Annotated in this window: 18 protein-coding genes; 3 read left to right on the top strand and 15 right to left on the bottom strand. The window is 63.1% G+C overall.

Going from position 1 to position 20,826, the window contains the following annotated elements; translation table 11 throughout:
* Positions 1-34: 34 nt before the first annotated feature.
* The 9 genes from C5F71_RS02605 to C5F71_RS02560 all read right to left on the bottom strand — a co-directional run bounded on the left by C5F71_RS02605 (position 35) and on the right by C5F71_RS02560 (position 9,980).
* Entirely contained in the window at positions 35-898 is an 864-nt protein-coding gene (locus C5F71_RS02605; protein ID WP_029293277.1) for a LysR family transcriptional regulator, read from the bottom strand.
* Between the two features lie 922 nt (positions 899-1,820).
* Entirely contained in the window at positions 1,821-3,224 is a 1,404-nt protein-coding gene (locus C5F71_RS02595) for an amidase (RefSeq protein ID WP_104910570.1), read from the bottom strand.
* Positions 3,221-4,492 (bottom strand): Zn-dependent hydrolase, encoded by a 1,272-nt coding sequence (locus C5F71_RS02590; protein WP_104910569.1) that lies wholly within the window; start codon positions 4,490-4,492, stop codon positions 3,221-3,223. Before C5F71_RS02590 ends, C5F71_RS02595 begins: the two co-directional genes overlap by 4 nt.
* Before the next feature lie 13 nt (positions 4,493-4,505).
* Positions 4,506-5,201, bottom strand: a complete 696-nt coding sequence (locus tag C5F71_RS02585) for an ABC transporter ATP-binding protein (RefSeq protein ID WP_032863689.1) — start codon at positions 5,199-5,201, stop codon at positions 4,506-4,508.
* A complete protein-coding gene (locus C5F71_RS02580) occupies positions 5,201-5,950 on the bottom strand; it encodes an ABC transporter ATP-binding protein (protein WP_029293285.1) in 750 nt (249 codons plus the stop codon). Before C5F71_RS02580 ends, C5F71_RS02585 begins: the two co-directional genes overlap by 1 nt.
* A complete protein-coding gene (locus C5F71_RS02575; protein ID WP_070996181.1) occupies positions 5,947-6,957 on the bottom strand; it encodes a branched-chain amino acid ABC transporter permease in 1,011 nt (336 codons plus the stop codon). The genes C5F71_RS02580 and C5F71_RS02575 overlap by 4 nt, the downstream gene beginning before the upstream one ends.
* 1 nt (position 6,958) lies before the next feature.
* Positions 6,959-7,819: a branched-chain amino acid ABC transporter permease gene (locus C5F71_RS02570; RefSeq protein WP_029293289.1), complete on the bottom strand. Its 861-nt coding sequence runs from the start codon at positions 7,817-7,819 to the stop codon at positions 6,959-6,961.
* 68 nt (positions 7,820-7,887) lie between these two features.
* Positions 7,888-9,090: an ABC transporter substrate-binding protein gene (locus C5F71_RS02565; RefSeq protein WP_029293291.1), complete on the bottom strand. Its 1,203-nt coding sequence runs from the start codon at positions 9,088-9,090 to the stop codon at positions 7,888-7,890.
* 122 nt (positions 9,091-9,212) lie between these two features.
* Positions 9,213-9,980: a FadR/GntR family transcriptional regulator gene (locus C5F71_RS02560; protein ID WP_029293293.1), complete on the bottom strand. Its 768-nt coding sequence runs from the start codon at positions 9,978-9,980 to the stop codon at positions 9,213-9,215.
* A 309-nt stretch (positions 9,981-10,289) separates the two neighbouring features.
* On the opposite strand from C5F71_RS02560, the gene C5F71_RS02555 reads away from it, so the two are divergent.
* Entirely contained in the window at positions 10,290-11,195 is a 906-nt protein-coding gene (locus C5F71_RS02555) for a LysR family transcriptional regulator (RefSeq protein ID WP_032863678.1), read from the top strand.
* Between the two features lie 4 nt (positions 11,196-11,199).
* Here the strand turns inward: C5F71_RS02555 and C5F71_RS02550 are convergent, their stop codons facing one another.
* The 5 genes from C5F71_RS02550 to C5F71_RS02530 all read right to left on the bottom strand — a co-directional run bounded on the left by C5F71_RS02550 (position 11,200) and on the right by C5F71_RS02530 (position 18,322).
* Positions 11,200-11,952, bottom strand: coding sequence for an alpha/beta fold hydrolase (locus C5F71_RS02550; RefSeq protein WP_104910568.1), 753 nt, complete (start codon positions 11,950-11,952; stop codon positions 11,200-11,202).
* 137 nt (positions 11,953-12,089) lie between these two features.
* Positions 12,090-13,436: an OprD family outer membrane porin gene (locus C5F71_RS02545; RefSeq protein ID WP_092238642.1), complete on the bottom strand. Its 1,347-nt coding sequence runs from the start codon at positions 13,434-13,436 to the stop codon at positions 12,090-12,092.
* A 203-nt stretch (positions 13,437-13,639) separates the two neighbouring features.
* Positions 13,640-14,992 carry a citrate-proton symporter gene (locus C5F71_RS02540; RefSeq protein WP_029293300.1) on the bottom strand — a complete coding sequence of 451 codons (1,353 nt, stop codon included), beginning with the start codon at positions 14,990-14,992 and terminating at the stop codon, positions 13,640-13,642.
* Between the two features lie 95 nt (positions 14,993-15,087).
* On the bottom strand, positions 15,088-16,476 hold the full coding sequence (locus C5F71_RS02535) for an amidase (protein ID WP_029293302.1): 1,389 nt from the start codon (positions 16,474-16,476) through the stop codon (positions 15,088-15,090).
* A 436-nt stretch (positions 16,477-16,912) separates the two neighbouring features.
* Positions 16,913-18,322 (bottom strand): PLP-dependent aminotransferase family protein, encoded by a 1,410-nt coding sequence (locus tag C5F71_RS02530; RefSeq protein ID WP_104910567.1) that lies wholly within the window; start codon positions 18,320-18,322, stop codon positions 16,913-16,915.
* Between the two features lie 131 nt (positions 18,323-18,453).
* Between C5F71_RS02530 and C5F71_RS02525 the strand changes: the two genes are divergently transcribed.
* Both C5F71_RS02525 and C5F71_RS02520 read left to right on the top strand, forming a co-directional pair.
* On the top strand, positions 18,454-19,089 hold the full coding sequence (locus tag C5F71_RS02525; RefSeq protein ID WP_070996187.1) for a LysE family translocator: 636 nt from the start codon (positions 18,454-18,456) through the stop codon (positions 19,087-19,089).
* 107 nt (positions 19,090-19,196) lie between these two features.
* A complete protein-coding gene (locus tag C5F71_RS02520) occupies positions 19,197-20,255 on the top strand; it encodes a diguanylate cyclase (protein ID WP_029293308.1) in 1,059 nt (352 codons plus the stop codon).
* Positions 20,256-20,442: 187 nt separating this feature from the next.
* Here the strand turns inward: C5F71_RS02520 and C5F71_RS02515 are convergent, their stop codons facing one another.
* Complete coding sequence (locus tag C5F71_RS02515; RefSeq protein ID WP_104910566.1) at positions 20,443-20,826, bottom strand: hypothetical protein; 384 nt, start codon at positions 20,824-20,826, stop codon at positions 20,443-20,445.

The raw sequence follows: 20,826 nt of genomic DNA, 5'->3' as shown, positions 1-20,826 counted from the left end.
GAGAAAACATCAGGAGGCTAACATGGGCAGGGGTTCAAAGCACCGGATCCCAGCGTTGCGACCAATCGCTTTCGGCCTTGACCACCCCGCGCAGCAGCACCAGGGCCTGTTGCAGGATCGCCGAATCGCGCTCGCGCGAGTACACAAGGTAAGTCGGGAAACTGAACTCCGGAGCCTTGGGCACACGCTCCATTACCCCGCTTTCGAGGTAACTCTGCACCACCCGCGTGCGGAAATAGCCGCTGCCGCCGTTCTCCAGAATGTATTGCAGGGCCAGTGGCCCCAAGTTGAAACTCACCGCGGCGCGGGCCTTGTCGGGCAGGGCGGCGTCGTGTTGCTGGCGAAAGCCCGGGCCCCAATCGATATACACATAGGGATCGGGACGGGCGGCCAGGCGCACCAGGATCAGTTTTTCCTCCAGCACCTGCTCCACCTGCAACCCCGGCCAGTACTGCGGCTGGAACACCAGCGCGGCATCCAGCACGCCCAGTTCCAGCTGGCGCAACAGGTATTCACCGTCACGCACTTCGGTGCGCAGTGCATGGCTGGGGATGTGCTCGCGCAGGGCCTTGGCCCAGCCGAGCATCAACGGGTTGCACAGGCTGACTTCGCCGCCGATATGCAACACATTGCGATAGCCCTCGGGCAACGGCAGGTCACGGCGTGCGGCTTCCCAGGTCTGCACCAGTTGATTGGCATACACCACGAACGCCTCGCCATCGGCAGTCAAGCGCGCCCCGGCGCGGTTGCGCACAAACAGCGTACTGTCGAGCTGGCTTTCGAGCTTTTGCACACGTGCGGTAATGGCGGTCTGGGTGACGTGCAACTTCTCGGCGGCTGCGGCCAGGCTGCCGCAGCGGGTGATTTCCAGGAAAGTGCGTGCCAGTTCGATATCCATGTCGGCTCCGGAGAGGGGGGAGGGACATTGTAGTGTGACAATCGAAAATCGGTGTGTGAAATGCGATGAGTGTGGGAGCTGGCTTGCCTGCGATGGTTCTTGGGGTTGTGTACATATCCGTTGCTGCGGTCACGGCCACTTAAGGTTCCGCCCTTACGGCGGGTCACTTTCGAAGAGCGCGAAAGTAACCAAAGCGCTCTTGCCCCACCACTCGGCACCTCGCCTAGGCTCGGTGTGCCCGTAATCCGACATTGATTTGGGGGGCCGCCGCGATGGGCCATCCATGGCCCAGCGCGGCTAAACCGGCGTCCTGCCGGTTTACCCCCCAAATCAATATCGGATTACGGCCAGCGTGGTTTAACGGGGCGCCTAAGATCAAAATCACAAGCAGAGCGAGGCGGCCTGACAGCCGACCTGATCGGTGAGGCTTACGCGTATACCTGTGGGAGCTGGCTTGCCTGCGATAGCGGTCGATCAGTCGATATATTTATCGGCTGATACACCGCTATCGCAGGCAAGCCAGCTCCCACAGGGGAATGCAGCTCCGCGCTCTGGCGTTGCTATTGCTCTGCTTTTGATCTGGCTTTTGATCTTAGGCGCCCCGTTAAACCACGATGGCCGCAGGCAGGTATTGCGCAGTGGGCACCCCGGCAGGATGCCGGGGTAGCCGCGACACGGCCATGGATGGCCGATCGCGGCGGGCCCACGGAGCAATGCCTGACTGCGGGCATGCCGAGCCTAGGCGAGGCACCGAGTGGTGGGGCAAGAGCGCTTTGGTTACTTTGGACTGGGCCGGCACTCCGGCTCTTCGAAAGTGACCCGCCGTCAGGGCGGAACCCTAAGCCGCCGTGACCGCAGCAACGGATATGTACACCACCATGCCCATCGCAGGCAATCCAGCCCCCCCACATCAGACCGGGTCTCACCCCAAGTCTTTCGGCACCTGCAAGTGCTGGGTCGGAAATGCCCGAGCGTATACCTGGCACACCCGCAACACCTGCTCATCGGCAAACCGCGCGCCCACCACATGCAAGCCCACCGGCAAGCCATTGGCCGCCAACCCGCACGGTACCGAGGCCGCCGGTTGCTGGGTGAGGTTGAAGGGGTAGCTGAACGGCGTCCACTCCATCCATTCGCCCAGCCCCGAGCCCGGTGGTACGTTGTGCCCCGCGTCAAAGGCAGTGATCGGTAGCATCGGCGAGACCAGTATGTCGTAGTGCTCATGGAACGCCGCCATGCGCGCCACCAATGCCGCCCGTGCTTCCAGGGCGGCGGTGTAGTCGTCCAGGCTGAGGCGTTCGCCCTGTTGCGCAATGCGCAGCAGGCCGGGGTCGAGCAGGTCGCACTGGGCGCCGGTCAGTTGCCCCGTCAGGCGCGCCGCGCCGGCGAACCACAGGGTGTTGAACACCTCCAGCGGGTCGCTGAACCCCGGGTCGATCTGTTCCACATGCGCCCCGAGTTGCACCAGGCCCGCGACTGCCTGCGCGACCACCTTGGCTACCTGCGGATCGACGTTCACGTAGCCAAAATCAGGGCTGTAGGCGATGCGCAGTCCCTTCAGGTCCGTCCCGGGTGTGAGCCACGGCGTGCTGCGCGGGGCGCCAATCAGGCCGTCCCGGGCGTCCGGTTGCGCCACGGTTTGCAGCATCAGCACGGCATCTTCCACGGTGCGGGTCATCGGCCCCAGGTGCGAGAGGATCGTCATCGAACTAGCCGGCCATTGCGGCACGTAGCCAAAGGTCGGCTTGATGCCGAAGGTGCCGGTAAAGGCACAGGGAATGCGGATCGAGCCCCCGGCATCGCTGCCCTGGTGCAGCACGCCGAGGTTCAGTGCTGCCGCCGCACCCGCTCCGCCGGACGAACCGCCCGCTGTGGTGCGGGTGTCCCAGGGGTTGCGGGTGATGCCGTACAGCGGGTTGTCGGTGACGCCTTTCCAGCCGAATTCCGGGGTGGTGGTCTTGCCCAGCAGCACCGCGCCGGCCTTGCGCATAAACCCCGAGAATGGTGCGTCGACGTCCCACGGCCCGCTGGCGGATGAGGTGCGTGAGCCCTTGCGCGTGGGCATGCCCGCCGTCAGGGTCAAGTCCTTGATCGACGCCGGCACGCCGTCCAATGCGCCGCAAGGTTGGCCCTTGAACCAGCGTTGTTCCGAGGCCCGCGCGGCGTTCAAGGCGCCTTCGGGGTCGACATGGCAGTAGGCGTTGACCACCGGGTTGTAGCGTTCGATGCGCAGCAAGGTGTCTTCGGTCACGTCCACCGGCGACAGGCTTTTATCTCGGTAGCGCGCCAGCAGTTCTACGGCCGTCAGGTTGGCGATATCAGTCATGCCGCATCACCTCCCTGGGCTGCATTGACCATGGCCCGCAGCAACACCGCGCAGCCGGCGGCCAGGTCATCCGGCGCGGCGTTTTCGATTTCGTTGTGGCTGATGCCGCCTTCGCACGGTACAAAAATCATCCCGGCCGGGCCCAGTTCGGCGACAAAAATCGCGTCGTGCCCGGCGCCGCTGACGATGTCCATATGGCTCAAGCCCAGCACACTGGCCGCATCGCGCACGGCGTTGACGCAAGAGGGATGAAAGTCCAGCGGCGGGAAGTCCGCGGTGGGCGTCAGTTCATAGCTCAGGCCATGCTGCTTGGCCGTGGCCTCGATCACCTCACGCACTTCATCCACCATCGCTTGCAGCTTGTCGGCATGCAGATGGCGCAGGTCGATGGTCATCTGCACCTGGCCGGGAATCACGTTGCGCGAGCCCGGATGCAGGCTCAGGCAGCCGACGGTACCGCAGGCGTGGGGTTGTTGTTCATGGGCAATCCGGTTGACCGCGCTGACCACCTGCGCGGCGCCCACCAGGGCGTCCTTGCGCAGGCGCATCGGCGTCGGGCCGGCGTGGGCCTCGACGCCGGTGAACGTCAGGTCGAACCACTTCTGGCCCAGGCAGCCCATGACCACGCCAAGGGTGATGGCCTGATCTTCAAGCACCGGACCCTGTTCGATATGCGCCTCGAAATAGGCGCCCACCGGGTGCCCAAGTACCGCACGCGGGCCGGCGTAGCCAATGCGCTGCAACTCGGCGCCCACCGACAGGCCTTGCTCGTCCTGTTTGTCGAGGGTCTCCTGCAAGTCGAATTTGCCGGCAAACACCCCGGAACCCATCATGCACGGCGGGAAGCGCGAGCCTTCCTCGTTGGTCCACACCACCACTTCAATCGGCGCTTGGGTTTGCACGCCCAAGTCATTCAAGGTGCGGATCACTTCCAGGCCGGCCATCACCCCGTAGCAGCCATCGAACTTGCCGCCCGTGGGCTGGGTGTCGATATGGCTGCCCGTCATCACGGGTGGCAGGTCAGGGTTACGTCCGGCGCGACGGGCAAAGATATTGCCGATAGCATCCACGCTGACACTGCAGCCGGCGGCCTCGCACCACTGCACAAACAGGTCGCGGGCCTGGCGATCCAGGTCGGTCAGGGCCAGGCGGCACACGCCGCCCTTGGCCGTGGCGCCGAGCTGGGCCAGGTCCATCAAGGATTGCCACAGGCGGTCGCGGTTGATCAGCGGGGCGTTGCTCTTGAGCGGTTGCGCAAAACTATTCATCAGCAGTCTCCGGTCAGGCACTCAGGGCCAGGTAGCGGTTCTTGATCGTCGGGTCGGCGCGAAAGGCCTCGGCGCTGCCTTCGTAGACCACGCGGCCCTGTTCGAGCACGTAGTGGCGGTCGGCAAGCTTGTCGCAGACCAACAGGTTCTGCTCCACCAGCAGCACCGGCAGGCCGTCGTCCTTGATCTTGCGCAGGATTTTTACCAGTTCATCGACGATCACCGGGGCCAGGCCTTCGGTGGGTTCGTCGAGGATCAGCAGCTTGGGGTCGTTGAGCAGGGCGCGGGCGATGGCGAGCATCTGCTGCTCACCACCGGACAATGCATGGCCGGCGTTTTTGCGCCGCTCCTTGAGGCGCGGGAACATCGCGTACACGTCTTCCATCTGCCAGCGGCTGGTCTTGCGTACGGCGATGCGCAGGTTTTCTTCCACGGTGAGCAAACGGAAAATCCCGCGGTTTTCGGGGACCAGCGCCAACCCCTGGCGGGCGATTTCAAAGATCTTCTGCCCCACCAGCGGTTGGCCGTTGAAATGAATCTGCCCCTGGCGCGGGCAGATAATCCCCAGGATGCTGCGCAGGGTGGTGGTCTTGCCCGCACCGTTACGGCCGAGCAGGGTCACCAGTTCGCCGGGGTTGACGGTCAGGGACACGCCCTCGAGGACGTGGCTTTTGTCGTAGTAGGAATGAATATTGTCGACGGTCAGCATCAGGCGGCCTCTCCCAGGTAAGCAGTGCGCACGCGCTCGTCGGCGCGTACGAATTGCGGCGTGCCTTCCACCAGGATCTGCCCGTGGCTCATCACGGTGATGCGCTGGCTGATGGACATGACGATGCTCATGTTGTGCTCGATCAACAGCACGGTGTGGTCGCGGCCCAGGTCGCTGATCAGTTGGGTCATGATCGGAATATCGTCGATGCCCATGCCCGAGGTGGGTTCGTCGAGCATCAACAGCTTGGGTCGCGAGCAGATCGACATTCCCACTTCCAGCACCCGTTGCTGGCCGTGGGACAACTCACCGGCCAGGGTTTCGGCGCGGGCGGTCAGTTGCAGGCGTTCCAGGACCTGGTCGGCCATTTCCAGGTGCTCGCGCTGGCTGTCGACGCGGCGCCAGAAGTTCAGGGCGCGCACGCCGTCGCGGCCCTGGGCGGCCAGGCGCAGGTTCTCGCGCACGCTGAGGTTCTGGAACAGGCTGGTGAGCTGGAACGAACGGGCCATGCCCAGGCCCACGCGGCCGTGGGCCGGTTTGCGCATCAGGTTCTGGCCGTCGAAATGAATCGCGCCGGCCGTAGCCTGACGCTCGCCGGTCAGGCAGTGAAACAGGCTGGTCTTGCCGGCGCCGTTGGGGCCGATAATGGTGTGGATGGTGCCGGCTTCGACCTTGAGGTTGACGCCGTTGACGGCATGGAAGGCGCCGTAGGCCAGTTCCAGGTCTTTGGTTTCCAACAGGATGCTCATAGCAGCTCCTCCTTGGTCACGACGGCGGCCTTGCGGCTACCCCGCACACGGTCGAACAGCGACGACAGGCCGCCCCACAAACCACCGCGCATAAAGATCACCACCAGGATCAGGATCACCCCCAGCAGCATCAGCCAGCGCGGCCACAGGTCGGACAGGAAATCCCCCAGCAGTACGATGGAGCCGGCCCCCAGCAACGAGCCGAACAGCGAGCCGGTACCGCCGACGATGGTCATGATCAGGATGTTCTCCGACATCACCAGGTCGATATTGGACAGCGGCACAAAGTGCAGGAGCATGGCGTACAGCGCCCCGGCAATCCCGGTGACCGCGCCTGACAGTACAAACACCAGGATTTTGAAGTGGCGCGTGTCGTAGCCGATGGCCGAGGCGCGGGTTTCGTTTTCGCGGATCGCCATCAGCGTGCTGCCGAACGGCGAAGCGATCACCCGGCGTGCGCCGATAAAGATCAGCAGGAACAGCACCGCGACAAAACCGTAGAACACCCGGGCGTCGGCCAGGGACAGCAGTACCGTGTCACCGATACGGATTTCCGGGCGCGGCACGCTGAGCAGGCCGTTGTCGCCACCGGTCCAGTCGCTCAGAGTGTAGGCGAGGAAGTAGGCCATCTGGCTGAAGGCCAGGGTCAGCATCACGAAGTAGATACCGGTGCGGCGGATCGCCAGGGCGCCCACCAGGAACGCCAGGAACCCACCGGCCAGCGCCGCGCCGAGCAGCGCGCTGAACAGGCCCAGTTGCAGGTGGATCATCAACAGCGCCGCGCAATAGGCACCGGCGCCGAAGAAGATGCCCTGACCGAACGACAGCAGTCCGGTGTAGCCCAGCAACAGGTTGCAGGCCAGGGCGGCGAGGGCAAAGATCAGGATCTCGGTGGCCAGGGTCGCCGAGGGCAGGATCAATGGCAGGCCGATCAGCACCGCCAACACCCACAGCAACATGGCCTTGGATTGGGTCTTGGCAAACGGCAGGGGATTTTTCTCGCTCATGTCAGACTCTCCCGAACAGGCCGTAAGGGCGCACCAGAATCACCACGGCCATGGCGCCGTAGATCATCAGGCTCGCGCCTTGGGGCCAGAGTGTGGTCATCAGGCTCTGCACCACGCCCACCAGCAGGCCGCCCACCAGGGCTCCGCCGAACGAGCCCATGCCGCCGATCACCACGACGACGAAGGCGATGCCGAGGATTTCCGGACCGACAAAAGGCTGGGCACCGCGCAAGGGCGCAAACAACACGCCGGCGATGCCGGCCAGGGCCACGCCGAGGGCGAAGGTCATGGAGAACAGGCGGAAAATATTGGTGCCCAGCAGCGATACGGTCTCGGTGCTCTCACTGCCGGCCCGCACGAGGGCGCCAAAGCGTGTGCGCTCCAGCAGCAGCCACAGGCCAAGGCCCACCAGCCCCGAGAACACAATCAAAAACAGGCGGTAGTAGGGGTACACAAAATCGCCGACCACCAACACCCCGCGCAGCAATTCCGGGACGGCGACGCTTTTGCCCACCGGGCCCCAGATCATCACGCTGGCTTCCTGGATGATCAGCGCGATACCCAGGGTCACGAGGATCTGGAACATATGCGGCAGGTGGTAGATCCGCTGGATCAATAATCGCTCGATCAGCCACGCCAGTGCGGCCACCACCAAGGGCGCGATCAGCAGGGCCAGCCAGAAGCTGCCGGTGAGGCTGACGGCGGTGTAGCAGATGTACGCCCCCAGCAAAAAAAACGCGCCGTGGGCGAAGTTGACGAAGTTCAGCAGGCCGAAAATGATGGTCAACCCGACTGCGATCAGGAAGTAAATCATCCCCAGGCCCAGGCCGTTGAGAATCTGGAACAGATAAAGATTGAGCATGCAGGAACCCTCCAACAGGCGGCCGTGGTCAACGGCCCTGTCGTGTATTACCGGTGAAAGTGGGCGGATCAGCCGAGCGTGCAGCCCGTGGCTTCTACCGGTGGGAACGACTGGCCGGCGCTGAGCACCTTGGCCAGGTCGTCCTTGTCGGCCATGTCGCCTGCGGCCTTGCCCACCAGCAGGTAGTAATCCTTGATCACCTGGTGGTCGCCGGCGCGGATCGTTTCCTTGCCGGTCGGGCCGTCGTAGCTCAGGCCCTGCATGGCCTTGGCCACCGTGGGGCCGTCGAAGCTGCCGGTGGCCTTGATGGTGTCGAGCATGACCTTGGTGCTGATGTAATCGGCGGCCAGCGGGTAGGTGGGGTTGATCCCGTACTTGGCCTGGGTCAGCTTGACCAGCTCGCGGTTGAGCGGGGTGTCGACCTGGTGCCAATACTGCGCGCCGAGGTACACACCTTCGAGCACATCGCTGCCCAGTTCCTGGAACTGGTCGAGGCCGGCGGACCACACCAGCAGCACTTTCATGCGCTCCTTGATACCGAAGTTCACCGCCTGGCGCAGGGTGTTGGACGACTGGCTGCCGAAGTTGAGCAATACCAGCACGTCAGGCTTGGCGGCGATGGCGTTGGTCAGGTAGCCGGAGAACTCTTGCTCCTGCAACGAGTGATAACTGTTGCCCACATGTTCCAGGCCGCTCTCGGCCAGCACCGCCTTGGCGCCTTCAAGCAGGGCTTCACCGAACACGTATTGCGGGGTGATGGTGTACCAGCGCTTGGCGTCCGGCAGCAGCTTGATCAGCGGCACCACGGTTTCGCGGATCGCGCCATAAGTGGGCACCGACCAGCGGAAAGTCGCGCTGTTGCAGTCCTTGCCGGTGACTTCATCGGCGCCCACCGGGGTCATGAATACACCGCCGACCTTGGACACTTCCTTGGCCACCGCCAGCGCCGAGGACGACAGGGTGCAGCCCTGGAAGAACCGCGCGCCATCCTGGCCAATCGCCTCCTGGACTTTGCGCACCGCCTTGCCGGCGTTGCCTTCGGTGTCGATCACCTTGTAGTTCAGCGGGCGCCCCAACAAGTCTGGGTACTGCGCCACGGCCAGGCGTGAACCCATGTCGGCAAATTTGCCATAACTGGCAAACGCACCAGACATGGACTTGAGGCCGTAAAAGGTAAACGGTTCGGCGGCGAATGCACTGCGCACGCCCAGCGGAAGGCTGAGCGCGGCGGCGGCGGTGAGGCTGGCTTTCAACAACGTACGACGCTGCATGGGGTGACTCCCTGGTTTAGTTATTGGCAGGAGTGGCAATGGCGATACGGTGGAGCACGGCCTGTGGGCAGGCCTTTTTTATTGAAGTGAAACGCGGTCCAAATGTGGGAGCTGTGGTGTATTTAAGAGTGATCGAACTCCAGTAGAAAGTGTGGGCTGACCTGGCCTTCCAGCGCGGTCATGTGGTGTTCGGCGTCGCACATGTGCTCATGCATCAGGCTGCGCACGGCCGCTTCGTCGCCGGCGCGAAAGGCGCTCAGCAGTTGCTTGTGATAGTCCAGGTTGGCCGCGTCGAACTGCTTGCGCTTGGGCTTGTAGGCTTTTTTCAGCACCACCAGGTCGCGCAGCAGGTCGTTGAGGAACTGCGCCATGAAACTCAGCAGCGGGTTGGGGCAGGCCCTGGCCAGCAGGTTGTGGAATTCCAGCTCCGCCAGGCGCTGCTCACGCTGGCCGGCCTCGCTGTCTTCCGGGGCGCTGCAAAAATCCACGTTGTCTTGCAGGGCGCGATAGTCGTCTTCGCTCAAGCGCCCCAGCACCGACACCGCCAGTTCCACCTCGATCACCTTGCGCAGTTGATACACCTGCTCGCCATCCAGGTGCTGGAAGTGCAGGTAGTTGCGCAAGGCGCGGCTGGCCGGTTCGGTGCCGGCCTGGTTCAGGTAGGCCCCGCCAGTGGGGCCGGTGCGGGTGCTGACCAGGCCTTCGACTTCCAGGGCCTTGAGCGCTTCGCGGGCCGAGCCCTTGGAGCACTGGAAGCTCTCCATCAGCTCGCGCTCGGTGGGCAAGCGGTCGCCGGGCTTCAGCGCATCGGTGACGATCGAGCGCTTGACCGACTCGACAATCACATCGGAAAGCTTCTGGCGTTTGCGTCGCAGGGGTCGGCTGAGCATGATTTTCTATTTATCGTATTAATGCGGATAAATAGCACTTAATAGGGGTTGAGCAGGGGCGTCAACGGCAGGGGTCGTTTTCAGGTAAAACAGGTCGTAAACCACCTTTGGACTAGCAGGCCAACTCAAATCAACTGTGGGAGCTGGCTTGCCTGCGATAGCGGTTTATCAACTGAGAAAATATTGCCTGACCCACCGTTATCGCAGGCAAGCCAGCTCCCACAGTTGAGTTGTGGAGTTAGGCAGATCGAGCCTGGCGCAGTAATTGCGTGCCTTAGCGCTCCAGTCTTTGTGCAGGAGCCACCGACCATGCAATTACGAGCCTTGCGGTATTTTCACGAGGTGGCGCGTTGCGCCTCGTTGCGTAAGGCGGCCGAGCGTTTGTACGTCACGCCCACTGCCGTCAGCCGGCAGATCGAGCACCTGGAACACTTCTTTGGCGCCGCCTTGATTGAGCGCGGCCCGCGTGGCATCCGCCTGACGGTAGAGGGCGAATGCCTGGCCGAGCAGGTCACCAGCACCCTGCGCGGCCTCGATCAGGTGCGCGATGTGATCGCCAGCCGGCAAAGCCAGGTGGCGGGTAACATCAGTATCCATGTGTCAGAAAGTATCGTTTCCACGGTGTTGGCGCCGGTGCTCGCGGCGTTCTACCGTGCCCATCCCAAGGTCACGTTCAATATTGTGATCGCCAGCGCTTCGGCCACCCTCGATGCACTGTGCAGCGGCGAGGCCGACCTGGGCCTGGCGTTCTATCTGCAGGAGCGGGCCGATGTTGAAGTCACCGCGCAATGCGAGCTGTGGCACCGGGTGCTGGTCAGTGCCGAACACCCTTTTGCCCAGCGCGACAGCATTGAACTGCGCGAGCTTGAAGGCCAGCCCCTGGCCATCCCCGACTCGGCGTACGGCGTGCGCCAGGCCCTGGAAGCTGCGGCGAAAAAGCGAGGGGTGACGATCCAGCCGGTGTTCACCACCAGCTCTCTGGAGGTACAAAAAAGCCTGGCCCGACAACGGGCGGCGGTGTTGATCCTGCCCCAGGTGGATGCCGATGCCCGCGACCTGGGCGATGGCCTGGTAGCGGTGCCGATTGCCGATGAACACCTGGGGCGGATTCGCATCGACCTGTGCGGCTACCGCAATCGACCGCGCTCAGTGGCGGTGCTCAAGTGCCAGGAGATGCTGGCCAGCGCGATGCAGCGTTGCGCGCTGGTGGACTGAGGTTTCAGTCGACCAGGCAACTGCTGGATGCGGGTGGCTGCCTGCCGTGGGCCAGGTAGGTGCCGACCCAGCGGCTTACGCACTGGCTGGCATCGGTGGTTGGGCTCTGTAGATACGGCCCCTTGAGCCGCAGGGTGGCGGGCCGTGCCGCGAAGGCCTGGGCGGCGCTCCCGGCGGGCTCGATCAGCACCATGCGCTCGACTCGATCGGCAAACAATTGGGCGTATCCCGCACCGAGCAGGTTGCCCTGGGCGATGCCCACGAAGTTGATGCGTTGCTCACCCAATTGCTGGCGCACGAACTCCATGTCCCAGGCGGCTTGCTCGCTGGCCAGCGCATTACGGCTGTTGCGCGGGCTCAGCTCGATGACATCGTAGAACCGGGTCAGCGTGCGGTATGCCTCGGTGTTGTCGTACTTCCAGACTGTCGCCAGATGCACGGCGAACACCCCGCGCAAATTCGCCTGGGCAGCGGCCGGGCGGGCGAAGATCACCCCCCGGCGCTCCAGTGGCTGCAGCGCCCCGACGCGGGTGATGGTCAGGCGCAATGTACGTGCGTCCGCTGCCTGATGGTCCTGTGGCACGGTGACGATGCCGCATTGGGTGCGGGCCACCACCTCATGATCAAGGGCCTGCCCGGGCAGGCGTGGGCAATCGACCAGCCATTCGATACCCGGCGGTGCTGCATGGCCGGGTGAACTCAAGAGCATCATCCATCCACTGATGACGCAAAGCGCTGCTGCTTTCAAAGGTTTCATCCGCGTTCCTGGGTAACCGTCCGTAGGGACAGGCTTTTTACCAAGGGCGGCGGCGAGCCAATGCCGGAGCAGTCGCATACAAGGTGTAAGAATTCTGAATATTGCCCGTCGGCATTGCCTTGTGCCGACGGGTGGGATCAGAACAGGTTGATGGGGAAGTTACCGACGATCCTGAATTCGTCGTAGCTGCCATCGATCTGCCCGCCGCTGGCGCGGTGGTTGTAGACGATGGTGCGCAGGACCGAGTTTTTCAGCTTCCCGGATTGCACCACATAGGCCAGCATCAAGCCGTTTTCATTATGCTTGGCGTTGTCCAGGCCGCGCACGTTGTAGCCGGTGTTGTGGCCGTTGCGATCCCCCTCGTAGTGCGTGCCGTCGATGCCCCAGCCCTTGGCGTGCCACAGGCTCGCAGTCAGGCCGGGCACGCCGTAGGCCGCGAGGTCGAGGTCGTAGCGCAGTTGCCAGGATTTTTCGTTGGGGCCGTTGTAGTCCGAGTACAGCGAGTTGGCCATGTAGTTGCCGGTGGACTCCCACACATAGTCGAAGTACTCGTTGCCGAACACCTGTTGCCAGGCCAGGGTCAGGCTGTGGGCCTGGTGGTTGGCGGTCACGGCCAGGCTGGCGGCGTCGTTGTCGATATAGCCCAGGCGTTGCTGGCCGGAATCCTGGGTGCGGTAGTAGTGCAGGGCGGTCTTGAGGGCGACTGCATTTTTGTCGCCGACGCGATGGGTCAACCCCAGGTAGTACTGGTCCCACATGTCCTCGAAACGTGAGCCGTAGAGGCTGGCTTCCAGGCCATAGCCCGGCTTGAGCGTGGCCCCCAGGTAACTGATGCGTGCGCCGCTGTAGGCGCGGTTGCCGAAGGTGGTGGTCAGGCGCTCGGCGCCGGTACCGGTGCGCGGGATGGCCCGGTCGAAGCTACCGCCCTGGACCGACAGCCAGTCCAGTTCGTTGCTGTACAGGCCCACGCCCTGGAAGCTGGAGGGCAGGGCGCGGTTGTCCTTGTAGCGCAGGATCGGGTTTTCGGTCATCAGGCGTCCGGCCTTTAGCTCGGTGTTGGACAGGCGAAACCGCACATCACCCACCCCCAGGCGGCTCCAGGTCGGGATCGCATCGCCGTCGCTGTCCACCAGCACGCGGTCGCCGCCATTGGCCACCTTGCCATGCCCGCGCTGCAGATTGACCGCACTGAACACCCCTACATCCACCCCCACGCCAATCACACCCTGGGTGTAGCCAGAGCTGTACTTGAGCATGGCGGTCTGCACCCAGGTTTCGCGCACGCGGGTGGGTTGGATGCCGCCGGGTTTCTTGATGCTCAGGTAGGTGCTGCGTTGGGTGTGCTGGTTGGAATAGTAGTGACGCAGGTTCAGGTCCAGGCTGCTGCCTTCGATAAAGCCTGGAGCGCTGGCCTGGGCGTTTTCTTGCGCATAAGCCTGAGTGCCGGCCGCCAGGGTGGCGGCCAGGAAAAGACGTGGATACATGGTTAATCCCCACACAGAGAAGAGTAAGGCGCCCGTTTCGACCGGACACTGCCCAGTGGCGAGGGGGCTTGTCCCCCTTTGGGCGGCGCAGCAGCCCCTTAGCCAAGGCACCGTGGTTTACCTGATAACCGCAGCGCGATTATTGGGGCCGCTGCGCAGCCCAGCGGGGGACAAGCCCCCTCGCCACGGTCGGGAAAAGTCAATCAGCGAACCGAGGCTTCTCTGAGCCGGGTTTCGCGGGCCGGCGTGCCGGGGAGCACGGGCCGGGTTTCCTTGGCGAACCAGGCGGCGGTGAGGCACACCAGGTTGGCGATCAGCAGGTACCACACCGGTGACATCGGGTCGCCTGTGGTACCGATCAGCCAGGTGATGATGATCTGCGCGGTGCCGCCAAACGCCGCCACGCCAAAGGCGTAGACGATGGAGAACCCGGTGGAGCGCACCGATTTGGGGAAGCTCTCCACCAGCAACACGATCAACGCCGCGCCGCTCATGCCATGCAGGCCGGACAGCACCGCCAGGGTCAGGAGGAACGTCGAGGGGCTGGGGTGTTCGGTCATCAACTGCAGCGCCGGGAACAGGATCAGCAACAGCACTACCCGTGGCGTCATCAGGATCACCCGGCGCCCGAAGCGGTCGCACAACATGCCGCCGGCCACCGCGCACACCGCCATGGCCGCACCGGCCACCAGGGTCGAGAGCATGGAGATACTGGTGGGCAGTTTCAGCTCGGTCAGGGCAAAGGTGGTCATGTAGTTGAGGAAGTACTGGGTGATGGTGCTGCCCGAGAGAATCAGCAAACCCAGGACCAGGGCACGCCGATGCTTGCCGCAGACTTCGCGCACCAGATCGCCGGTGCTGGTGGTTTCGCCCTGGCCGTGGAAGGTCTCGGCCAGGTTGCGGCGGATATAGATGCCAATCGGCAATACCAGCAGGCCGAACACGAACGGCACGCGCCAGCCCCAGCTGTTGAGGTCTTCGGGGGACATCACTTTGGTCAGGGTATAACCCACCAGCCCCGCGGCCATGGCGGCGACGCCCTGGGCCACCACTTGCCAGCAAGCATAGGTGCCGCGTTTGTGCGGCGGCGCGGCTTCGAGGATGTAAGTGGTGGCGGGGCCGGCTTCACCGCCCCAGGCCAGGCCCTGGATCATGCGCGTCACCACCAGCAGGATCGGCGCGGCGATCCCGATGGTTTCGTAGCCGGGCAATATCGCAATACTGCCGGTGCCCACCGCCATCATCACCAGGGTCAGCAACATCGCCGGCTTGCGCCCGACGCGGTCGGCGTAGGCGCCAATCAGCACCGCGCCCAGGGGCCGCACGATAAAGCCGATGCCGAAGGCTGTGACCGACAGCATCAAGCTGACGAAGGCGCTGTCGGACGGGAAAAACGTATGGCCGATCATCACCGCAAAGGTCGCATAGACCCCAAAGTCGAAAAACTCCACGGCATTGCCCAGCACCACGGCGAAGATGCTCTTCCTGCCGGCGTCCGGCGATGGCGTTTCAGGTGTGTGCTCGGGACCCTCGCGAGTCAATTGTTCAGTGTGCATACCAGCCCCTCGGTTTTAGTTATAGGTCGTCCAGGCCCCGGCCTTGGGGCCGGGGAGCGGGCGTGTGGGTGGGCAGTTCAGTTACAGCGTCAAGGTCAGTTCGGGTTCGGCCATTGGTGGATTGCGCCACGCCAGCTCTCATAGGTTTTTGCGATTTGCAGCAGCCAGATATCGGCAAAACGTGGCGCGATCATCTGCAGGCCGATGGGCATGCCATCGGCGGCGAAACCACAGTTGATCGACAGCGCCGGTTGCTCGCCCATGTTCCACGGCACGGTGAACACGATGTGTTCGAACGGCAGCTGCGGATCATTGCTCGGTGACGGCCATTGGGCGGGGAACGCGTTGACCTGGTTGGTGGGCGACAGAATCAGGTCGAGGTCGCTGAAGGCCTGGGCGGCGCGGCGGCGCATCTCGAAGGTCTGGTTGAACCCCTGCACCGCCTGCACGCCGCTGATATCGGCACCGGGCGCGGCCCAGTCGCGGATGTACGGCAAGACTTTATCGAACTGCTCGCTGCTCAAGGCCGACAAGTCGCCCCATTGCCGGGCGCGCCAGAACTGGTCGAGGCCGTCGAGTTGGGCGCGGTCCATGATCGGCGGGATCAGCGTGACTTTGGCGCCATGGGCTTCGAACAGGCGTGCAGCCTGTTCCACTGCTTCACACACGAAACCTTCCGGTTGCAGGCCGGCGCCGGGCTCGAGCATCAGGCCGATGCGCAGGCCCTTGACCGACAGCGGCTGGTTGCTCCACTCGCGGGTGAGCGGCGGCAGGCTGGTGGCGTCGCGGGCGTCGGGGCGGGCTAGGTGTTGCATCATCAGCACGCAGTCGTCGACCGTGCGAGTCATGGGCCCGGCGGTGCGACCGGTGTAGTACGGGTCGATCGGGATGCGTCCCAGGGTCGGTTTGAAACCCACCAGGCCGCACCAGGCGGCGGGCAAGCGCACCGAGCCGCCAATATCGGTGCCGATATGCAGCGGCCCGTAACCGGCAGCCGCCGCCGCAGCAGCCCCCGAACTGGAGCCGCCGGTGTTATTGGCGGTGTTCCACGGGTTGCGGGTGATGCCATGGAAACTCGACAGGCCAGAGGAGAGCATGCCGAAATCCGGGACAGTGGTCTTGGCCAGCACAATCGCCCCGGCTTCACGCATCCGCGCGGCGGGCGGGGCGTCCTTGAGGGCAGGGGTCAGGCGGGTGGCGGCGCTGCCGAGGGGAATCGGCGTCCCTTCGGTGGCCACCAGTTCCTTGATGGTCACGGGCACGCCATCGAGCACGCCATTGGGCTGGCCTTTGTTCCAGCGCTCGGTGGAGGCCTGGGCTTGCTGGCGCACCTGCTCAGGATCGAAGGCGTACAGGGCGCGGATCTTCGGCTCCCAGCGGTCGATGTGGGCCAGCAGGTGGTCGTAGTAGTCGAGGGGGGAGAGCTGGCGGCTGGAGAATTGCTCCAGCAACTGGGCGGCCGTGAGGTCATGAAGATCGGTCATTGAGCGCTTCCTGGTGATGGGCCTTGGGGCTCATGGCGGGTGGCTGTTGCTCTGGACTATATAAACCCTGGGCAGCAGCGACCATCACATTCGAAGCGCTACAGTGTTGCGTTTTTGTGTGCACTCAATGGTCGTGACTGTGGGGCTTGCTCGCGATGACGGTCTATCAGTTAATGGATAAGTGGCTGACACACTGCTATCGCGGCATCGGTATCTACACAACTTTGCCGCAACGCCTAAATCCAGGCAGATAGCGCAGTTGTGGCGAGCGGGCTTGCCCCGCGCTGGGCTGCGAAGCAGCCCCAATAAGCCGAATGCGTTGTACCAGATACCCCGCAGCGGCTGGTTTTGGGGCTGCTTCGCAGCCCAGCGCGGGGCAAGCCCGCTCGCCACAGGAGAGTTCATCAGTTTCTGAAAGTTGTGTAGATACCTATGGCTATCGCGGGCAAGCCCGCTCCCACAATTGCTCGATCGCGGCCCACACCCGTGGGTCATCACAATGGGCCACATTGAAGCGCATAAATTCGCCCATCCCCGGCTCATACCCAAACAGCGCCCCCGGCGCCAACACCATGCCGCGCTTGAGCCCGGCTTCGGCCAGCTGTTCGCCGTTGACCCCAGCCGGCAGGCGCGCCCAGATAAACATCCCGGCCTCATACCCCATGGGCAGCTCACAGCCGCAGCGGTGCAGCCACTGTTCCACCCGGGCGCCGGCTTCCAGCAAGCGCTGGACCATGCGCTTGCGGTGCCGCGCATAGCTGCCTTCGCTGAGCAGGCGGTAGACCAGTTGCTCGAACAATTCCGACGTCACGCCGCCGCTCATCAGCTTCATATTGGTCAGGTTGGCCGCCAGTTGCGGCGCGGCCACCACATAACTGACCCGGGTATTGGCGCTGAGGGTTTTCGAGAAGCCCGACAGGTAGGTCACTTGCTCCAGGCCGGCGAGTGCCGCCAGGCGCGGCGCTGGGTTGGGGTGCAGGTCGCCGTAGAGGTCGTCCTCGATGATATGGCAGTGGTATTGGCGCATCAGTTGCAGCAGCCCGAAGGCCTGGGCTGCGCTGAAGGAATGGCCGGTGGGGTTGTGCAGGATGCTGGTCGTCACATACAGGCTGGGCCGTTCCTCGGCGAGCAAGCGCTCCAGAGCCGCGAAGTCGAGACCGTCCGGGCCCCGTGGCAGTGTCAGCACCCTGACCCCGTGCAACGCCAGGTTGGCGTGGAAGTTGAAATAGCACGGTGCATCCAGCAGCACCGTGTCACCGGGGCGGGCCAGCAGGCGCATCAACATGTCCAGGCCTTGCAGGGTGCTGGGCGTGGTGATGATCTGTTCCACCGAGACCACCAGGCCATCGCCCTGCAGTTTTTGTTGCAGAGCCTGGCGCAGCGGCAGGAAACCCGCCGGCGTGCCCATGCCGGCAACGCGCAGGGAAGGGGCCCGCACCACACTGCGCATGGCCTGGCGCAAGGCTTCGGAGTCCAGCCAGTCTTCGGGCAGATGGCCGCCACCGGGGCGCAACTCGCCCTGGCCGGTGAGCATCGGCCGGCGCAGCACACTGAGCAAATCCTGGGGCAGCAGGTCGACCCAGTTGCTCGACGACGGCTGCGTCTGGCGTTGGGCGACAAAGTGCCCACGGCCCTGGCGCGAGGTCAGCAGATGCTGGCCGCGCAGGCGGTCCAGGGCTTCATTGACGGTGAACTTTCCGACGCCCAACTGCGCCCCCAGCTCACGCACCGAGGGCAGTTTGCTGCCTGCGGCCAATTGGCCTTGCTCGATGGCGCGGGCGAAGGCCTCGACGATCTGTTGGACCTTGGGGGTGTGGTCATCAAAGTGGATCTGCGGAATGGCCATCGCGACGTCCTGAAGTTTGCCGGTCACTTTACCGGTAAAGCCTGCGTGAATATCCGCCGAGTTTACCTGCCCGACACGCAATCCGCGTCCTAGACTGCGCAACATTCCTCGCTGCCGTGAAATTACCCACCATGGTCACTGCCCTTACGCTGTCGTCCTTCCTGTATTTCCTGGTGCTGTGCAGCACCCTGGCTTTCAGCCCCGGCCCCATGACCCTGCTGCTGCTGAGCCTGGGCTTGAAGGACGGTTTGCGCCACTCCTTGCCGGCGCAGTTTGGCGCCAGCGTGTCGTACCTGATTTCGATCCTGATCTTTGCCGTGGGCTTTTCCGAGCTGATCAAGGGCTACCCGCTGATTACCCAAGGCATCCAACTGGTGGGCGTGGCTTATATCCTGTACCTGGCCTACAAACAGTGGACCAGCAGTGGCGTGCAGATCAACACCACCGGGCAAGGGCCGGAGACGCCCCGTGGCTTGTTCGGCAAGGGGTTGCTGACCGGCCTGTCCAACCCCAAGGCGATCATCCTGTTCAGTGCGGTGTTCCCGCAGTTCGCCGCTGTTGGGCAGGACAGCGCCGCCGGTGACATCGCGATTCTTGGCCTGACTTTCCTGGTTTTGCAGTTCGCCAGCGGCTGCCTTTATTGCTACTTCGGCCAGCGGATCAAGCATGTGCTCGAGTCGCCGCGCAAGCGCGTGCTGTTGCAGAAGGTCACGGCCGTCTTGCTACTGGCGGTGGCGATGTTACTGGCCCGTGGATTTTCCAGCTAAGCCCCTGGTGGCAAGGGGATTGGCGCGGGGGATAAGCCTCTGAGCGGTAGTGGCTATTTGCCGTTGCCCTGATAGACTTCCAGCATTCATCCAGGATCAGCCAGATCATGCCAGCCGCAGGAGGAAACGGACTTCCGCTCGCCAAACGCCTGTACAAATCGCGGACCCTGGGGCTGACGCTCGGCTTCGTCTGTGTATTGGCCGGCATGTACCCACTGGACCCACCAGGCTGGGTCTGGGCCTGGATGCTGATCAACGCCTTCGCCTGGCCGCACCTGGCTTACCAACTCTCGCGCCGCGCCGAAAACTCCCTGCGTGCCGAACGTCGCCATCTCCTGGTGGACTCGTTCTGCGGTGGCTTCTGGGTCGGTGCCATGCACTTCAACCCGCTGCCCAGCGTCACCACGTTGTCGATGATGACCATGAACAACGTCGCCATCGGCGGGTTCCGCTTCATGCTGATGGGCTGGGTGGCCCAAGCGCTGGGGATCGGCGCGGCAGTGCTGCTATTCGCCCCGGCCTATATCGCCGTGACCACGCCTGCCCAACTCTACGCCTGCTTGCCGATCCTGATGCTCTATCCGCTGGCGCTGGGCTGGATCTGTTATCGCCAGGCCATCACCCTGGCCCGACATAAGCGCGAGCTGCTTGCTTTAAGCCGAACCGACAGCCTGTCCGGGCTGCTCAACCACGGCGCCTGGAAAGACCACCTGGAAATCGAATTCGCCCGCTGCCGAGGCGGCCAGCAAGGCGCTGCGATTGCACTGATCGATATCGACCATTTCAAGATCATCAACGACACCTACGGCCACGTCACCGGCGACATCGTGCTGCGCCAACTGAGCAAGATCCTGCGTCAGAACCTGCGCGCCACCGACCTGGCCGGGCGTTACGGCGGCGACGAATTCTGCGTGATCCTGCCGGACATGCCCCTGGGCCACGCCACCGAAGTGATGGACGCCCTGCGCGACCGCTTCAGCGCCCTGGGCTACGCCCAAGACCCGACACTGCGCGCCAGCCTGAGCATCGGCCTGGCGCCATACCAAGCCTCCCACGGCGACGCAACCAGCTGGCTGAACGACGCCGACCAGGCGTTGTACGAGGCCAAGAGCGGCGGGCGCAATCGGGTGCGGTCGGTGGAGGCGGGGTGGGTGCGGTCGCTCTGAAAGACCCTCACAGACGACTCGCGACCTGTAGGAGCCGGCTTGCCGGCGATGGCGATTTGATAATCACCATTGGGGTTGGGATTGTTGATTTTTTATAGTCCCAGGCACTTATTGAAATTAGTCGCTCCTTCCGTATCAAAGCCTGCAGGTGATGATGGTTTTTCTAGTGTCTTGTACAAGGGTTTATTTATTTTAACGATTCTCCCCAACGCACGCGAAACTTAATTTGCTCCTCGATATCGTTAGTCAGGTCATGTTCATCGTAATCGAATATGCGCACCATCTCTGGGTCAGGCTCACCTAGTTTCATTTCATAGGCCACGAGTCCACCAGACATGGAAGATGACATCGCAGATGGGAAAACATTGATTTTCGAACCTTTGCACAGGAATTTTATTTCGCTGAATTCCTTTCGTAATAAACCAAATGCGCGAAAAATATCCAGCCCGGAGTATGTTTTTTTTGTTTGGTCAGAAAAGGTTATAAAAAGCGCGCATGTATTTCGGTTATATTCAATTTTTGCTTTTTCAATGTTGCCTTTATTGAGTATGTTTATTTCTATATTTTTCAT

It is taken from the genome of Pseudomonas sp. LG1D9 (assembly GCF_002949995.1).
GTDB lineage: Bacteria > Pseudomonadota > Gammaproteobacteria > Pseudomonadales > Pseudomonadaceae > Aquipseudomonas > Aquipseudomonas proteolytica.
This window is presented reverse-complemented; position numbering and strand designations above follow the sequence as displayed.

What these genes read in the sequence shown, in the direction of transcription:
- C5F71_RS02585 (WP_032863689.1), bottom strand. Translation starts at nt 5,201, where the DNA reads ATGCTGACCGTCGACAATATTCATTCCTACTACGACAAAAGCCACGTC.
- C5F71_RS02570 (WP_029293289.1), bottom strand. Translation starts at nt 7,819, where the DNA reads ATGCTCAATCTTTATCTGTTCCAGATTCTCAACGGCCTGGGCCTGGGG.
- C5F71_RS02530 (WP_104910567.1), bottom strand. Translation starts at nt 18,322, where the DNA reads ATGGCCATTCCGCAGATCCACTTTGATGACCACACCCCCAAGGTCCAA.
- C5F71_RS02580 (WP_029293285.1), bottom strand. Translation starts at nt 5,950, where the DNA reads ATGAGCATCCTGTTGGAAACCAAAGACCTGGAACTGGCCTACGGCGCC.
- C5F71_RS02520 (WP_029293308.1), top strand. Translation starts at nt 19,197, where the DNA reads ATGCCAGCCGCAGGAGGAAACGGACTTCCGCTCGCCAAACGCCTGTAC.
- C5F71_RS02555 (WP_032863678.1), top strand. Translation starts at nt 10,290, where the DNA reads ATGCAATTACGAGCCTTGCGGTATTTTCACGAGGTGGCGCGTTGCGCC.
- C5F71_RS02560 (WP_029293293.1), bottom strand. Translation starts at nt 9,980, where the DNA reads ATGCTCAGCCGACCCCTGCGACGCAAACGCCAGAAGCTTTCCGATGTG.
- C5F71_RS02535 (WP_029293302.1), bottom strand. Translation starts at nt 16,476, where the DNA reads ATGACCGATCTTCATGACCTCACGGCCGCCCAGTTGCTGGAGCAATTC.
- C5F71_RS02545 (WP_092238642.1), bottom strand. Translation starts at nt 13,436, where the DNA reads ATGTATCCACGTCTTTTCCTGGCCGCCACCCTGGCGGCCGGCACTCAG.
- C5F71_RS02550 (WP_104910568.1), bottom strand. Translation starts at nt 11,952, where the DNA reads ATGAAACCTTTGAAAGCAGCAGCGCTTTGCGTCATCAGTGGATGGATG.
- C5F71_RS02590 (WP_104910569.1), bottom strand. Translation starts at nt 4,492, where the DNA reads ATGAATAGTTTTGCGCAACCGCTCAAGAGCAACGCCCCGCTGATCAAC.
- C5F71_RS02540 (WP_029293300.1), bottom strand. Translation starts at nt 14,992, where the DNA reads ATGCACACTGAACAATTGACTCGCGAGGGTCCCGAGCACACACCTGAA.
- C5F71_RS02565 (WP_029293291.1), bottom strand. Translation starts at nt 9,090, where the DNA reads ATGCAGCGTCGTACGTTGTTGAAAGCCAGCCTCACCGCCGCCGCCGCG.
- C5F71_RS02595 (WP_104910570.1), bottom strand. Translation starts at nt 3,224, where the DNA reads ATGACTGATATCGCCAACCTGACGGCCGTAGAACTGCTGGCGCGCTAC.
- C5F71_RS02575 (WP_070996181.1), bottom strand. Translation starts at nt 6,957, where the DNA reads ATGAGCGAGAAAAATCCCCTGCCGTTTGCCAAGACCCAATCCAAGGCC.
- C5F71_RS02525 (WP_070996187.1), top strand. Translation starts at nt 18,454, where the DNA reads ATGGTCACTGCCCTTACGCTGTCGTCCTTCCTGTATTTCCTGGTGCTG.
- C5F71_RS02515 (WP_104910566.1), bottom strand. Translation starts at nt 20,826, where the DNA reads ATGAAAAATATAGAAATAAACATACTCAATAAAGGCAACATTGAAAAA.
- C5F71_RS02605 (WP_029293277.1), bottom strand. Translation starts at nt 898, where the DNA reads ATGGATATCGAACTGGCACGCACTTTCCTGGAAATCACCCGCTGCGGC.